Origin of the sequence: Mesorhizobium sp. WSM3879 (genome assembly GCF_002294915.1) — a bacterium.
Classification (GTDB): Bacteria; Pseudomonadota; Alphaproteobacteria; order Rhizobiales; family Rhizobiaceae; genus Mesorhizobium.
Genome location: NZ_NSFZ01000006.1, coordinates 183346 through 197973, shown reverse-complemented (window position 1 = coordinate 197973; position 14628 = coordinate 183346). Strand labels below are relative to the sequence as shown.

At 61.1% G+C, this 14628-nt stretch carries 15 protein-coding genes; 1 reads left to right on the top strand and 14 read right to left on the bottom strand.

Annotated elements, in window-relative coordinates:
- Window positions 1-147: 147 nt before the first annotated feature.
- From ccoS to ccoN, 8 genes are all read right to left on the bottom strand, one after another.
- Window positions 148-303 (bottom strand): cbb3-type cytochrome oxidase assembly protein CcoS, encoded by a 156-nt coding sequence (gene ccoS, locus CK218_RS16030; RefSeq protein WP_095776523.1) that lies wholly within the window; start codon window positions 301-303, stop codon window positions 148-150.
- Window positions 300-2579, bottom strand: coding sequence for a cation-translocating P-type ATPase (locus CK218_RS16025; RefSeq protein WP_095776524.1), 2280 nt, complete (start codon window positions 2577-2579; stop codon window positions 300-302). Before CK218_RS16025 ends, ccoS begins: the two co-directional genes overlap by 4 nt.
- Complete coding sequence (locus CK218_RS16020) at window positions 2576-3073, bottom strand: FixH family protein (RefSeq protein ID WP_095776525.1); 498 nt, start codon at window positions 3071-3073, stop codon at window positions 2576-2578. Before CK218_RS16020 ends, CK218_RS16025 begins: the two co-directional genes overlap by 4 nt.
- On the bottom strand, window positions 3070-4611 hold the full coding sequence (gene ccoG / locus CK218_RS16015) for a cytochrome c oxidase accessory protein CcoG (protein ID WP_095828288.1): 1542 nt from the start codon (window positions 4609-4611) through the stop codon (window positions 3070-3072). Before ccoG ends, CK218_RS16020 begins: the two co-directional genes overlap by 4 nt.
- A gap of 231 nt (window positions 4612-4842) precedes the next feature.
- Complete coding sequence (gene ccoP, locus CK218_RS16010; RefSeq protein ID WP_095776526.1) at window positions 4843-5706, bottom strand: cytochrome-c oxidase, cbb3-type subunit III; 864 nt, start codon at window positions 5704-5706, stop codon at window positions 4843-4845.
- Window positions 5703-5858, bottom strand: a complete 156-nt coding sequence (locus CK218_RS16005) for a cbb3-type cytochrome c oxidase subunit 3 (protein ID WP_095776688.1) — start codon at window positions 5856-5858, stop codon at window positions 5703-5705. The genes ccoP and CK218_RS16005 overlap by 4 nt, the downstream gene beginning before the upstream one ends.
- 10 nt (window positions 5859-5868) lie before the next feature.
- Window positions 5869-6600: a cytochrome-c oxidase, cbb3-type subunit II gene (gene ccoO, locus CK218_RS16000; RefSeq protein ID WP_095776527.1), complete on the bottom strand. Its 732-nt coding sequence runs from the start codon at window positions 6598-6600 to the stop codon at window positions 5869-5871.
- 11 nt (window positions 6601-6611) lie between these two features.
- Window positions 6612-8222, bottom strand: coding sequence for a cytochrome-c oxidase, cbb3-type subunit I (gene ccoN, locus CK218_RS15995; protein WP_095776528.1), 1611 nt, complete (start codon window positions 8220-8222; stop codon window positions 6612-6614).
- Window positions 8223-8462: 240 nt separating this feature from the next.
- Between ccoN and CK218_RS15990 the strand changes: the two genes are divergently transcribed.
- Entirely contained in the window at window positions 8463-8882 is a 420-nt protein-coding gene (locus CK218_RS15990) for a hemerythrin domain-containing protein (protein ID WP_245420474.1), read from the top strand.
- On the opposite strand, the gene CK218_RS15985 is transcribed toward CK218_RS15990, so the two are convergent.
- The 6 genes from CK218_RS15985 to trbL all read right to left on the bottom strand — a co-directional run bounded on the left by CK218_RS15985 (window position 8879) and on the right by trbL (window position 14604).
- Window positions 8879-9637, bottom strand: a complete 759-nt coding sequence (locus CK218_RS15985) for a Crp/Fnr family transcriptional regulator (RefSeq protein ID WP_095825950.1) — start codon at window positions 9635-9637, stop codon at window positions 8879-8881. The two genes, CK218_RS15990 and CK218_RS15985, sit on opposite strands and share 4 nt — an antisense overlap.
- 367 nt (window positions 9638-10004) lie before the next feature.
- The gene (locus tag CK218_RS15980; RefSeq protein ID WP_095776531.1) at window positions 10005-10292 is read right to left on the bottom strand and encodes a DUF2274 domain-containing protein; all 288 of its coding nucleotides are present in this window, start codon (window positions 10290-10292) and stop codon (window positions 10005-10007) included.
- A gap of 13 nt (window positions 10293-10305) precedes the next feature.
- The gene (locus CK218_RS15975; RefSeq protein WP_095828287.1) at window positions 10306-11520 is read right to left on the bottom strand and encodes a TrbI/VirB10 family protein; all 1215 of its coding nucleotides are present in this window, start codon (window positions 11518-11520) and stop codon (window positions 10306-10308) included.
- Window positions 11521-11531: 11 nt separating this feature from the next.
- Window positions 11532-12560 carry a P-type conjugative transfer protein TrbG gene (gene trbG / locus CK218_RS15970; RefSeq protein ID WP_095828286.1) on the bottom strand — a complete coding sequence of 343 codons (1029 nt, stop codon included), beginning with the start codon at window positions 12558-12560 and terminating at the stop codon, window positions 11532-11534.
- Window positions 12550-13281 (bottom strand): conjugal transfer protein TrbF, encoded by a 732-nt coding sequence (gene trbF / locus CK218_RS15965; RefSeq protein ID WP_095828285.1) that lies wholly within the window; start codon window positions 13279-13281, stop codon window positions 12550-12552. The genes trbG and trbF overlap by 11 nt, the downstream gene beginning before the upstream one ends.
- Window positions 13282-14604: a P-type conjugative transfer protein TrbL gene (trbL, locus tag CK218_RS15960; RefSeq protein ID WP_095802349.1), complete on the bottom strand. Its 1323-nt coding sequence runs from the start codon at window positions 14602-14604 to the stop codon at window positions 13282-13284.
- Window positions 14605-14628 lie beyond the last annotated feature (24 nt).

Below are 14628 nucleotides of genomic sequence, written 5' to 3'. Positions count from 1 at the left end.
TTCACGGCGGACACCAATGACTGACTTCATTCTGTTCGCCCTTCCTTGCCCAGGCGGCTGACAGTGCATTAGGCCATGGCCTATGGCGCGATCTCCTTCACAGTGCTCCGTCGGTGTTCCGCCGGCGCAGGCTTCAGCGGCGGTTGCTCAGCGTCCGGGCTTGTCGTCCTGGTCGATGAGGATGCGCTGAACGGCTCCATCAAGATCCTCATATTGGCCACTTCTCAACGCCCATAGAAAGCCAGACAGCCCCAGTGCGCCCAAAAATAGGGCGACTGGTATGAGGTAGACGAGTGTCGTCATGACGCCCGCGCTGATGAGCGAATGCCGGAACGCCTTGCCGAAGAAGCCCTTGTCAGCTCGGCGAGCATAAAGCCCTGCAGCCTCAGCGCGTTTCCGATTACCAGCAGCGATGAGGCGGACATCGCGACCGCCGCGATTACCGGCGTGACGTGGCCGAGGATAGCGATCGGAACGGCAACGGCGTTGTAGATGATCGCGATGGCTATGTTCTGGCGGATCAGCCGCCCTGCCTTTCGCGAGACGCCCAGCGCAAGGGGTACCGCCGAAAGGCTTTCACGCAGGAACACGAAATCGGCGGCGTTGCGGCCCACATGGGCGGCGGTGGCTGGAGCGATCGAGACGTGCGCCGCGCCCAGCGCTGGGCTGTCGTTGAGCCCGTCGCCCACCATCAGGACCTTGTGGCCGGCCTTTGTCAGCACTTCGATCCGCTCAGCCTTCCCGGACGGCAGCAGCGCCGAAACAAAACTGTCGATGCCCAATATTCTTGCGACATCGCCACAGGCGTCTGCGGTATCGCCCGACAGCATTTCGACCGAAACCCCGGCATCGTTCAACTGCGCCAAGGCAGCCCCGGCATCGGGGCGCAAGGCATCCTCGAAAACGAAGGATGCGACAATGCCCCCGTCTTTCGTCAGAACTGTTCCGCCATGCCCGCTTTCGCCATAGGTTCGGGCCTTACATCTAGCCCATCGGCGCCGGCCCAGCCGCCAGATACTTCCGGCGACAGTGGCTTCAATTCCAAACCCCGGATGCTCTGTGACGGCATCGAACTTGTGCTGCCCCCCAGCAGCGGCAAAACCGGCTATGGCCTTTGAAAACGGATGACGCGAATGCGCGGCCATATCGGCGGCGATCGCCAGCACGGCCGGATCGATCGACGACGCATTGACGAGCCGGGGCTGTCCGAGCGTGAGCGTTCCGGTCTTGTCGAACACCGCCGTATCCATCGCCGCCAGGCGCTCCATGGCCGAACCGTCCTTGACCATGATGCCGCTTTCGAACAGACGCCGCGCCGCGACCACCTGCACGATCGGCACGGCGAGGCCGAGCGCACATGGACACGTGATGATGAGAACGGCAATTGCAGTCGTCATTGCCAGGTGCCAGTCGCCGACCGCAACCATCCAACCGATGAATGTTATTAAGGCCGTGAGATGGACCACCGGAGCATAGAGGGCGGAGACACGATCGGCGATGCGGCGATAGGGCGAGCGGCCGCCCTCCGCCGCCTCCATCAACCGAACCATTTCCGCCAGGAACGAGTCCTTCGCGGCGGCTGTCGCCTCAATCGTGAGCGAGCCGGTAAGGTTGAGTACCCCAGCCTGCACGAGGACGCCTGGCGCCACGTTTCTGGGCGTGCTTTCGCCGGAGACCAGGGAGCAGTCGAGATCAGATGATCCCCGAATGATCTGTCCGTCGACAGGAATCCTTTCGCCCGCTGCGATGAGCAGCTGCATTCCCGGTTCGATCTCGACAACCGGCAGGTAGTCGCGCGCGCCCTCGCCGCGCAGCACCATGGCACCACGCGCCGCCAGCTGCGACAGACCGTTTACGGCGGTCCGGGCCCGCTCGCGCATGACATGATCGAGCGTACGCCCAATTAACAGGAAGAATAGCAGCGATACCGACGCGTCGAAATAGGCGTGATCGCCATGATTGATCGTCTCATAGAGACTCATGGCGTAGGCCAGCGACACCCCGACCGCGATCGGCACGTCCATATTCATGCGGCCGTGGCGCAGCGCGTTCCAGGCCGAGCGGAAGAAAATGCCGCCGGCGAAGGCAAGCGCTGGGAGGGCGATCAGCGCAGAGACCCAGTGGAACAAGTCGCGGGTCGCGCCTTCGGCGCCGGACCAGACCGAGACCGAAAACAGCATGATGTTGCCCGCCGCAAAACCAGCAACCGCGACCGCGCGGATCAGTTCGGATAATGTCTTGTTCTTGTCGCCGACCTCGGGGTCGAACAGATGCACCTGGTAGCCTAGCCGCCCAAGCGCGAGGACGAACGGTGGCACGTCGTAACCACGCCATCTGACCGAGACCCGTTTCGTCGACAGGTTGACGCGGGCGCTCTCGACGCGATCGAGCTTTCCCAATGCCTTCTCGATCGTCTGGATGCAGGCTGCGCAATGAACTGTCGGAACTGAAAGGTCGATCTGGCGAAGATCATCGCCAACCAAGTGGCTCGCCAATCTGATCTCCTGGCCAGACGGCAGGACCGATGTGGTACCGGTCAGATCCATCGGCAGTTCCGCGCCGGGTGCACAGCAGCTCATTGCAGCGCTCCTTGCGAAATCATGATCCGGCGAACGTCGCGATAGGGCTCCGCGAGTCCGACGTCGGCATCGACTTCGACGATCCAGACGCCATCCTCAGGCACATCCTGTCCTGCAAACTCCTGAGCCGAAGCAAAGGCAAGAGTGACGGACTTGTCCTTGGCCTCATAAGCGGGATGACGAAACAGTATCTTCACGCCATGCACGGGAACCTGCTTGCCGGTGGCATCGCTTAAGCTGTAGCGGACCTCACTCCGAGCGATCGTCAGGTTGCCGGTCCAGCCGAGTGCCGCCTGCGCGCGCCCTTCCTCGGCCTTTTTGTTGAATAGCTGACTGGCCACATAGGTGTTCTCGACGACAAGCCCGGTCCAGCTTTTGCTAGCGAGTGCCGCCATGGTCAGGTTGACGGCGACAACCACGCCGAAAAAGCCGAGAATGGTGAGCAGCATATGCCTGCCGGTGAACTCACGCGTATTTCGCGTATGGGTGCTCATCTGGCGATCTCCGGTGCGTTGAAGGTGGCCGTGTATTCGTCCGATTCGAAGTTCGCCTTATCCTCGACCCGGAACTTGAAGGTTTGTGCAACATGTCGCACCTCACCCGCTGGCTGGCGCACGAAAATATTCAGTATCTTCAGCCGGTCGGGTTCGACCGCGATGCTGGAGAAGCGATCTGCCGGCAGATCACTGCCGACGACGCTCATTTCGGCTCCCTGCAAGCCCTGCAACGCGACAATGATTGTCCTTGGCTCGGGGATCATGTTGAGCAGTTTGACGGTATAGCCATTGCGGATCGAACCGTCGGACAGCGTCACGAACTGTGGATTGCGGTCATGCAGGACGTTCAGTTCGAGCCTATCGCGCGTCAGCAGCGAATAGAGCAGGCCCAGCCCGATCATCGACCACAGGCCTATGTACACGTAGGTGCGCGGCCGAAAGATCTTGCGAATGTGAAAATACGCCACCTGATCGCAGAAGGTGCCGACAGCAGTCCTGACCAGCGACGGATTGATCGAACTGGAGCCGCCTGCTGTCGCCAGCATCATGTTGGCATTGTAGTCAAAGAGCGTTGCGTAGGAGATCAGCCCACGCTCCTTGCCGAGCTTGTCCATGACGCCGTCGCAGGTGTCGATACACAGCGCGCAGGTGATGCATTCGAGCTGCTGGCCGTCGCGAATGTCGATCCCCATGGGGCACACCGCGACACAGGCATTGCAATCGACGCAGTCGCCGAGCCGCTGCCCGACCGCGTGGGCCTTCTTGGCGTGCCTCGAACGAGGTTCGCCGCGCCAGTCATTGTAGGTGACTGTGAGCGAATTCTCGTCGAGCATGGCAGCCTGGATGCGCGGCCACGGGCACATGTAGGTGCAGACTTGCTCGCGCATCAGCCCGCCGAACGTGTAGGTGGTCGCCGTCAGCACCGCGATGGTGACGTAGGCGACCGGAGCGGTGGTGCCGGTGAATACCTCGCTGATCAGCGTTGGCGCGTCGGCGAAATAGAGGATCCAGGCGCCGCCGGTGGCTGCCGCTATGACCAGCCAGATGGCGTGCTTCGATACGCGCAGTACCAGTTTACGCACCGTCCATGGGCCGGCGTCGAGCTTTATGCGGGCATTGCGATCGCCTTCGATGGCTCGCTCCACCACCACGAAAAGATCGACCCATACCGTCTGCGGGCAGATATAGCCGCACCAGGCGCGGCCGACGGTGGACGTGATCAGGAAGAGGCCGGTTCCGGCCATCATCAAAAGGCCGGCGACATAGTAGAATTCCTGCGGCCATATCTCGATGAAGAAGAAATAGAAGCGGCGGTTGGCAAGATCGATCAGCACGGCCTGATCAGGAGCAAACGGTCCTCGATCCCAGCGCAGCCAGGGAGTCAGATAGTAGATGCCCAGCGTGATCGCCATCACGAGCCACTTGAAGCGGCGGAAGCTACCCGAGGCGCGCTTGGGGAAGATTTTCTTGCGCGGTGCATAGAGCGGCTGTCGTGTCTTGGCGGAGTTAACCACTTTTGCCTCGAGCCGCTCCATCTGCGTTTTATCCGGCACCTGTATCTCCACTTGCCCACGGCTTATGCATCGTTGTGCGGCGGACTTGTCCGCGTCGACAGACGTCCGCTCTTGCAGCGAGCCCGCTTCGCCGAATGGGACCGCGTCGCCTTGCAGCAGGGTACAACTCGCCGCATGCCGGAATGGTGTCGAGGCCCGGCAAAGCCGGGCCTCGTCGCTTGGCGGGGGAGGGCTGAGAATAGGCTTCCGTTCCTATTCTCCGCCGCCAAGCGAATGCACATAAACCGCAATTTCCTTAACCGTGGTCTCGCCGAGACGCCCGATCCAGGCCGGCATGACGCCGTGCTTCGGCGCACGGACCTGGACGGCGACGGCTGTCTCGCCCGATCCGTAGAGCCAGATCGCGTCGGTCAGGTCGGGTGCGCCGAGTTCCCTGTTGCCTTTCGCATTGTCGCCGTGACAGGCGACGCAGTTTTCTGCGAAAATCTTGGCGCCGGGTTGAATCAGACTTGCATCGCGGACCTTGCCGGAAAGGCTGGCAACATAGGCGCTCACCTGTGCGATCTGATCGGCGGTGATGATGTCGCCGAAGGCCGGCATTTCCGACAGGCCCGTGTCCGGATCTGACGCGAAGCGGATGCCGTGCGCGATCGTTTGCTGGATCTGCTCGGTCGTGCCGCCCCACAGCCAGTCATCGTCGTTCAGGTTTGGAAAACCTTTCGACCCTTGGGCGCCGGAGCCATGGCACTGCGTGCAGTTGACCTTGAATGCGGCGCCGCCGGCCGCGACCGCGAATTCGCGCAAGGCGTAGTCCGACGCAATTTCAGAGACGCTTTTCGAGTCCACCGCCGCGGCGTATTTGCCTTTCGCCGCTTCCGCCGCCGCCAGCTCATTCTTGGCATCGTTGCGGCTGGAATATCCAAGCACACCCTTGGTTGCGGAAGACAGCATGGGCCAAGCGGGATACGCGATTGTATAAGCCACCGCCCAACCGACGGTGATGTAGAAGGTTATCACCCACCATCGGGGCAATGGGTTGTTGAGCTCCCTTATCCCGTCCCATTCATGACCGGTCGTTGAGATGCCCGAGACTTCGTCGATGTGCTCGTCGCTCATGTTCGGTCGCCCTTGAGTGGAATCTGGGCGGCTTGCTCGGCCTGTGTTTTGCCGCCGGGACGCAAGGCAAAGGCAATGCTGCCGACGAAGAAGAGCGCCATAGCAAGCAGACCCCAGCTGTCCGCGGATTCCCGCATCAAATCATAGCTCATTGCGTCCCCCTCAGCGGTAGCCGGCTGCATCGTCATAGGTCTTGAAATCGACCAGTGTTCCCAGCATTTGCAGATAGGCGACGAGGGCATCCATCTCGGTCACCTGCTGCGGATTGCCGTCCAGATCGCCGACCTTGGCTTTCGGATAGCGTTTCTCGAGGCCGGAGCTATCGGCATTCGGGTCGGCCTGGGCCATTAGATCGGCATTGGCGTGCGCGATCATGTCATCGGAGTACGGGACGCCAACACCCGCGTTCGCAACCAGATGTGTCGAGAAGTGTTTCACCTCGATCGGAGCGTCCTTCAGGAAGGCATAGCGAGGCATGATAGATTCCGGCACCACCGAACGTGGATCCACAAGGTGCTGAACGTGCCATTCGTTGGAATAGCGGTTGCCGACTCGTGCAAGGTCAGGGCCGGTGCGCTTCGAGCCCCACTGGAAGGGGTGGTCGTACATGGACTCAGCCGCCAGGCTGTAGTGGCCGTAGCGTTCGACCTCGTCCCGGAAAGGCCTGATCATCTGGCTGTGGCAGAGGTAGCACCCCTCGCGCACATAGATGTTGCGTCCGGCAAGTTCGAGCGGCGAGTAGGGACGCATGCCCTCGACCTTCTCGATCGTGTTGTCGAGATAGAACAGCGGTGCAATTTCGACGATGCCGCCGACGGTGACGACAAGAAGAGAGCCAACGAGAAGCAGCGTGGCGTTCTTCTCGATGATCGCGTGTTTGTCTGTCAAGCCCATTGTCTGGCTCCCTATTCGGCCGGCCGAAGGGCGGGCTCGGAACCCGGCATTGGTTGCTCTTCGCGCTGGTATCCGAGGATGGTCATGGTGATGTTCCAGGCCATGATCATGGCACCGGAGAGGTACATGGCACCGCCGATGGCACGCATGACGTAGTAGGGATGCATGGCCGCGACGGTTTCGGCGAAGGAGTAGACGAGGAACCCCTGCTCGTCGTATTCGCGCCACATCAGGCCTTGCATGATGCCGGACACCCACATCACCGCGGCGTAGACGACGATCCCCAGCGTCGCCAGCCAGAAGTGCCAGGTGACGAGCCGCAGCGAATAGAGTCGGTCACGGTTCCACAGTTTCGGCACCATGTAGTAGATCGCGCCGAACGAGATCATGCCGACCCAACCGAGCGCGCCGGAATGGACGTGCCCGATGGTCCAATCCGTGTAGTGCGACAGCGAATTGACCGTCTTAATAGACATAATCGGACCCTCGAAGGTCGACATGCCGTAGAAGGCGACTGCCATCACCATCATGCGGATGATCGGATCAGTGCGCAGCTTGTCCCAGGCGCCCGACAGGGTCATCAGGCCGTTGATCATGCCGCCCCATGACGGCATCCACAGCATGATCGAGAACACCATCCCGAGCGTCTGCGCCCAGTCGGGTAAGGCGGTGTAATGCAGGTGGTGCGGGCCGGCCCAGATGTAGAGAAAAATGATCGCCCAGAAGTGGATGATCGACAGCCGGTAGGAATAGACCGGGCGGCTCGCCTGCTTGGGCACGAAATAATACATCATGCCAAGGAAGCCGGCCGTCAGCAAGAAGCCGACCGCATTGTGGCCATACCACCATTGCGTCAAGGCGTCCTGGACGCCGGAGAAGGCGGAGTAGCTCTTCGAGCCGAGGAAAGAGGCCGGCATCGACAGGTTGTTGACCACATGCAGCATCGCGATGGTCACGATGAAGGATAGATAGAACCAGTTGGCGACGTAGATATGCGGTTCCTTGCGCTTCAGGATGGTGCCGAGGAACACGATGAGATAGGCAACCCAGACGATGGTCAGCAAGAGGTCCACGTACCATTCGGGTTCGGCATATTCGCGGCCCTCGGTGATGCCGAGCAGGTAGCCGGTCGCGGCCATGACGATAAACAGCTGGTAACCCCAGAAGACGAACCAGGCCAGATTGCCGCCAAACAGCCGGGCGCGGCAGGTGCGCTGGACAACATAGAGCGATGTGCAAAGCAGTGCGTTGCCGCCGAAGGCGAAGACGACTCCCGATGTGTGCAGCGGGCGCAAACGGCCGAAATTGAACCAAGGGCCGATATTAAGCTGAGGGTACGCAAGCTCCAGCGCGATGAGCACGCCGACGAGCATGCCGACGACGCCCCAGAACACCGTCGCGATGGCGCCGTAGCGGATTGGACCATCCACATAGGCGGATGGGTCGATCGGCGCCGCGGGCTTGAAATCCGTATTGCGCAGCAGGATCGCAGTGAAGCCAGCCACGGCGAAGAACAAAACCCACATGTGCTGGCGAAAAGGTTCATCCACCCCCAGGCCGGCAGCTACGAGGGCGCCAAAGGCAAACAGGCTTAGAAGGACGATCTCCGTGCCAAATTTCATGACATGTCCCCGACCAGGATTCCAATGCGCGACGCTAAACCGCGGTGCATTAATTCCCTAGTTGCCGCCTGCTTGCCCTGATCTATGTCAGAGCCGCACGATTTTGCTTCGGGCAGCATCGAGTTCGGTGAATCAGAAGGTGGCGATTTGAACGAGGAAACGCAGCACGGGCGACCCCACTCACGGACAAGTGCAGCTTCCTCGCGTCGGGCCGGCACAGAGGCGATTCCGGGCGAGGTCATGAAGCGTGCCCATCGGGAAAAGCTGAATCTCTGCGACTCACTGGAAAGCATTGCCGATGCACTGCCGAACGTCGACCGCCTCAAATGTCTTGGAACGGCCAAGAAAATCGTTCCGCTGCTCCGTGACATTCATGGGTTTGAGGAGACGGTGGTCTTCCCTGCGTATGAGGCGCAGTTGACGCCGGCCGAGGGCAAACTTGCCTCTACCAGCCGGTTGCGCGTCGAGCACCTTGAGGATCAATGCTTCGCTAGCGCGGTGGCCGAAACGCTCCTAGCGATAGGTCATGGTAATCCGATAGAGAGCCCGGAAGCTGTCGGGTTCATGCTACGAGGCTTCTTCGAAGGCTTGCGGCGACACATCGCTTTCGAACGCGAGCACGTCCTGCCGCGGATCGCAATAAGCGACGCAGGCGCTTAGGTCTCAAAGGCCGGTTGCCGCGAGCCTCGGCCGCCGCAGCGCTGCTCCAGCCGGATCATGCTGTCCACCGTTACATGGCGGTTGTTCTTGATCCGGATCACGCCGTCAGCCCGCAACCGCGTAAGCTGGCGGCTCACGGTCTCGTTCGTCAGTCCAAGGAAATCAGAGATGTCGGCACGTGTCAGGGGCAGATCGAAGCATGAGGACCTAGCCGCCGGGTCGATACTGGAATCCATATTCTGGGCGATCATGAGGAGAAAGCTCGCCACCTTCTCGGGTGCGGTCTTGCGCCCGAGAGTCACCATCCATTCAAGTGCCTCGTCGAGTTCGTTCAGCGTCTGCTTGAGCAAGCGAAGCTGGAGTTCCGGTGATTCCTTCATTATCCGTTCAACGGCCGCCTTCGGAAACGAGCACAGCGAGACGGAGGTTGCCGCTTCCACATTGATCGTGCTTTTCACCTTGAAGGGCCGGCCCAGAAAATCCGGTGCGAACCGAAGACCGACAATCTGCTGGCGGCCGTCCGAAAGGCACTTCGTCAGCTTCACAACGCCTGAAAGCATGTTTGAATAGCTGTCAACAGCCGCGGCGTCGGCGATCAGTTCGACCCCCGGCTCGATTTTGTGCCGCGACGAAGTCTTGGCGAGCCAAACCAAATGGTTTCGATCGAGCGCACCACAGATCCCGCGATGCCGTGCGGCGCAAGACAGGCAAAGAACGGGAATGCCGGAACTGTGAATGTCCTGCTGTACTGTCATTACGCTCGCGCCATCGATCCCAAGTTCGGCAGGATAGCAAGCGATGGCAGAGAAATCCTTGCGGCAGTTTGTCCGTGCGGAGGCTGACCGAAATCAGGGCTTTGACTCTTTGACGAGTCCAGACTTCCGGCGAGGCAAAAACGACGGACCACCAATGAGACCGGAATTAGCTGCCAGGCTTGGCGAGACATAGGGCGCCACTTTATGATCCTTTGACGACGCGTGTATTCCCAATGGGGGTCGCATGGCAGAGGAGGCCCGCCGGAACCCGCAGGCAGGGCTCCGGTTTGTATCCGCTCAGGACCTTGGATTGTTCGTTTGGCGATTCTTTCACTGAATGTCAGCGACGCACCCCATTGCGGCTCCGCTACTCAGCCTTCGATAACTCGGAACCTGAACCTGACACGCGTCGCAATTTCTCTGACATGCCGGCGGCAGGCAAGCTTTCCTTTCTGGCCCGGGCAAACGCGCGATCGCCTTCCAAGAACCCGACCAGCATGAATGGGATGAGCTCAGCTACTGTCTCAGACTCATTATAGGTCTGTCGGTAAAGCGCCGCGTAGTCCTTCAGTGCTTGGCTGAGGCCCGCGCTGACGGTGATGGTGATCTTGGAAGGCGTCCGGTCCGGAAGCTTTCCTAACTTCAAGTTCGCCATGAGCGGCTCCTATTCAATTTGTGTATGGTCGTAGCACGAGGTCCTTGTGCACGATGACGCGCAGCGGCCAACCAGGACGGACAATAATGGTGGGTTGAATATTGAGGTTTTTTTCGGTGATGCGCTGGCCAGCTTGACTGACGTTCTGTTGAGTGGATTCCCGGATCGCCTTGACGAGGTCGCTTTCGCTTTCTCCAAAGCTCAACTCGGTGCCGACGCCCAACAGCGTGGCTAGAGCAACTCCCTTGATCAGCTGCCAGGTGTGGAAATCCACCTGGTCCTCCAGCCCTGCATAGCCGGCAGTATCTGTCGCTGGCAGATTGTCGATTTCAATCGACGACCCGTCGGGCATCACGATGCGCTGCCAGACTAGCAACGCGCGCTTCTGTCCAAAAGCGACGACACTGTCATAGGTGCCGATGAGCCGCGAGCCCTGCGGGATGAGCAAGGTGCTGCCGGTGACTGTGTCCTCCACATTCTCGGTGACCTGTGCAACCACGAGGCCAGGCAGGTCGGAATTGATGCCGGTGATGAGGCTTGCGGCGATCACGCTGCCGGCCATCAGCTGGTGGGGCGAAGCCGGAGTCTGCAGCGCGTGCGGATTATAGATCCCATTTGTGCTCTGCTGGACGAAGTCGAGCTTGCGCTGCTGATTGTTCTGATCACCCTCAGCCGGTGCAACGGAAGCCTTGGCGTCTCCCGCGTCGGGTTGTGCAAGTGGTGCTTCAAACGGCGGCCGCGCTCCCTGCGCATTGTCGGCGACCTTCGTTTCCCTGGGCCGGTTCTCGATCCGGAACATGACTTGCGACTCACGTGCCTCGATCGCCTGCTGGGCAAGCCGGTCCTCCTCGGCGGAGGCCTCCTGCCCCGGGGCAATGCCAAGCTGTCGCTGGCGTTCAAGAATGGGGCGGCCGAGATCGCCGGGCAGAGGTGGCCCAAGCACGGCAGGCTTCGGCTTCATTACGGAATAGTCCTTGGGAAGCGTTTCAAGTCCCTCCGCGGTTGGCTTACGTTCGGTGTTGTAGAGGTCTTCCGCCTGCTCTCTGATGCGCAACGCCGTCCCCTGAAGCGCTATCATCGTGACGCCCAGAATTGCGCCAGATCCAAGTGCAGCGATGGCGACGATCACGCCGCGTCTGAACCGCACCGCGCGGCGAGGAGAAGCCCGCAACTGCAGCTGCTCGGGATCGAGTTTCGGCGGTGCATCTGGTGGGAAACTGTCGGTCATGAGTGCTCCCCTCACCTGCTGGACCGCGCGAAGAGCGGTATTCGCCGCGGCGGTTGCCGGCCGTCGATCCTGGTGATGCGGACCACTTGCTGCTGCTTGACGCCGAGGCGCAATTCGGCGGCGGCAAAGAGACGATCGACGATGTAATAGTTCCCGCGCACGCGGTAATTGACGAGCTGGTTGCTCCCGTCAGCACCCACGATGAAGAGTGGCGGTGCCTCACCCTGATCAATGCGCCGCGGGAATTCGATATAAACCTTGTTGCCGTCGTCGAAGGCACGCATCGGCCGCCAAGGCGGCGTGTCACCGTTTATCGAGTAGCGGAAGCGAATGTTTTCGAGCGCCACATTTGAAGCTGCCGGCATGGCGGCGTCGGCCTGCGCATTCCGCTGGCGTAACGCGATGATCTGGTCTTCGCTGTAAGTCCAGGAGATCGCCGCCATGGCAGTCTTTTCGGTACTTTGAAGCTGCAAATGGTATGTGCGCCGTTCCGTGGTGATCACCAGATTGGTGCTAAGCGCCGGGGCGAACGGTTTGACCAGCACATGGGTGCGCTGATTGTCACCGGTGCCGCTGACGGTGTCGCCAATCACCCAGCGCACGGTGTCACCAGCCGACACGGCTGTTAGCTTCTCGCCCGGCTGTAGAGCGATATCGGTGACGCGCTCCGGCGCGGCGTAGAGCTGATAAAGTGCGCCGTCGGTGAAGGGATAGACCTGGACCGCATTGACATAGCCATATCTCGTGGGTTGCTGCGTCGCCGCCTTGTTGGCATCGGTTACCCTTTCTTCAGGGGAGCGCTTTTCCTCAGCGACCTTATCCGGATCGGGCTGCAACTGGCCCGGTAGCGGTAGCGGCTTTGGGACCTGGACAATCTTCACCGATTTCTCCGGCGGCTTTTCGATCGCAGCTGGTTTGAAATCGGCAGCATCGTAGGAAATCTCAGGCGGTGGCACCGGCTTCGAGGCGCAAGCGGGAAGGACGGCTGCTGACGCGAACAGGAGTAGCGCGGCACGGAATGATGGGACTCTATTTGTCATTTGCAGGCTCCTTCGGGGCAACGAATGTTGGCGCGGCGCTGTCGAGCTCACGCGACCAGTCGATGGCGTTGATGAAGACGCCGAGCGGGTTGTTGCGCAGCTGGTCGGTATTGCTCGGGGGGCGGATCACGATGGTGAGGATCGCGGTCCAGCGCGTCGTGCTGGCAAGGCTGCCGCGCTCAAAAACCTGCTCAGTCCATTTGACCTGAAACGAGCTGTCGGAAGCCCTGATCACGCTGGTCACTTGCACCGACACGCTGCGCGTGCCGATCTTACCGAAGGGGTCGTTCGACTTGGCGTACTCGTTGAGGAAAAGCGCCGCCCGGTCCGTGGCAAAGTCGTAGGCCGCAAGCCAGTTCTGCCGTACCAGCACTGGGTCGGTGGAGATCGAACGGACATTCTGGATGAAGCGGCCGAGATGCCAGGCGATCTGTGCATCGGACGGCTCGTAGTCCCGGATTGCCGGTGCAACGGCGCGCGCCTCACCGAAGCGGTCGACCTCGACGACGTATGGCACGACACGGCTCTGCATCGACTGCCACACGAGTCCGCCGGAGAGCCCAGTCGTCAAAGCCAGGCAGCCAAGAGCCATCAGCCGCCAATTCCGGGCCTGCACCCGCGATGAGCCGATGCGCTCATCCCACAGCTGGGCGGCCTTCTGATATGGCGTGACCGGCTCGGGCGTCTTGCCGTAACGTTGAACGGGTCGCTTGAAGAGCATCTAGTCGTCCTTGTCATTGAGAGAGGGATTGGCGGTGCCGCCCGGTCTGTCACCGTCGCGGACGGCTTGGACGGCGGCGTGGCGATGGGCACGAGCGGTCTGTTCGGCGCGCATGCGTCTCGCCCAATTGGGCGCGGTAGTAGGAGCAGAACCGGCCGGACCTCCGGTCATTGACGCGGTCGGCGCACCGCCGCTGGCGGTCCATGCGGCTTCGCGCCCGGCATTGACGCCAGGCCCGAAGCTCCCCGCAGCAGATCCTGCTGCTCGCATCGCGGCGCCGCCGGCGGCGCTTGCCACACCCTGCATTCCAGCAGCCACACCGGACAGGCCGGAGTCGGGCGAGGTTGCTCGTCCTAGCTGCCAAGCCGAGGAAGCTGCCGAGCCCACGGTCGTGCCGGCTCGGACGGCGGCAAGCCCGCCGCCGGTTGCCAAGCGCACACCGGCAAAGGCAGCTCCCCCGGCAACGAGCGCCGATCCGGCAGCGGCCGCCGTGGTCCCGAGCGCGGCGCCGGCCCCGAGCTGCGGTGCGCCAGAGACTAGGCCCGAGGCGATCCCAGGGCCGAAGATTCCGAGCCCGAGAAGCGCCAGCGCGCCCAGCACCTGTGACATGGCCGCCGCCAGATCCGGCTCCTTGCCATGGAGCGCCGAAGCGAACTCGCCGAAAAGCGTGGAGCCGATACCGACGATCACCGCGAGCACCATCACCTTAATGCCCGACGAGATGACATTGCCGAGAACGCGTTCAGCGAGAAACGCCGATCGGTTCCAGAGCGCGAAGGGCACAAGTACGAAGCCAGCCAGGGTGGTGAGCTTGAACTCGAGGATGGTGATGAAGAGCTGGATCGACAGAATGAAGAAGGCGATGATGACCAGGAACCAGGCTATGAGCAGCACGAAGATGGTGAGCGCGTTGCCGAAGATTTCCGGGAAGCCAAGGAGCTGGCTCGCCTGATCGAGAAGCGGCCAAGCGCCCTCGAAGCCGGTCGCGGCAATGCGGCCTGGATGCAGGAGATTGTCGGCGGAGAGATTGCCGGAGGATGCGTTGATGCCGAGGCCGGCAAAGGAGCGGTAGATGGTGTCGGCGAGGTTCTTGAAATTGTTCAGGATGAAGGCGAAGACGCCGACATAGAGCACCTTGCGGATGAGGCGGCCGAGAATGTTGGGCTCGCCGCCGAATGCCCAGGCCAGGCCGGCAAGTGTGATGTCAATGCCGATCAGGATGGTGGTGAGGAAGGCGACGTCGACCGAAAGAAGACCGAACCCGCTATCGATATAGCGGATAAAAGTCTCCATGAAGCGATCGATGACGCCAAGGTCGTTCATGCCGCCGCCTTCCTCATGTTGAAG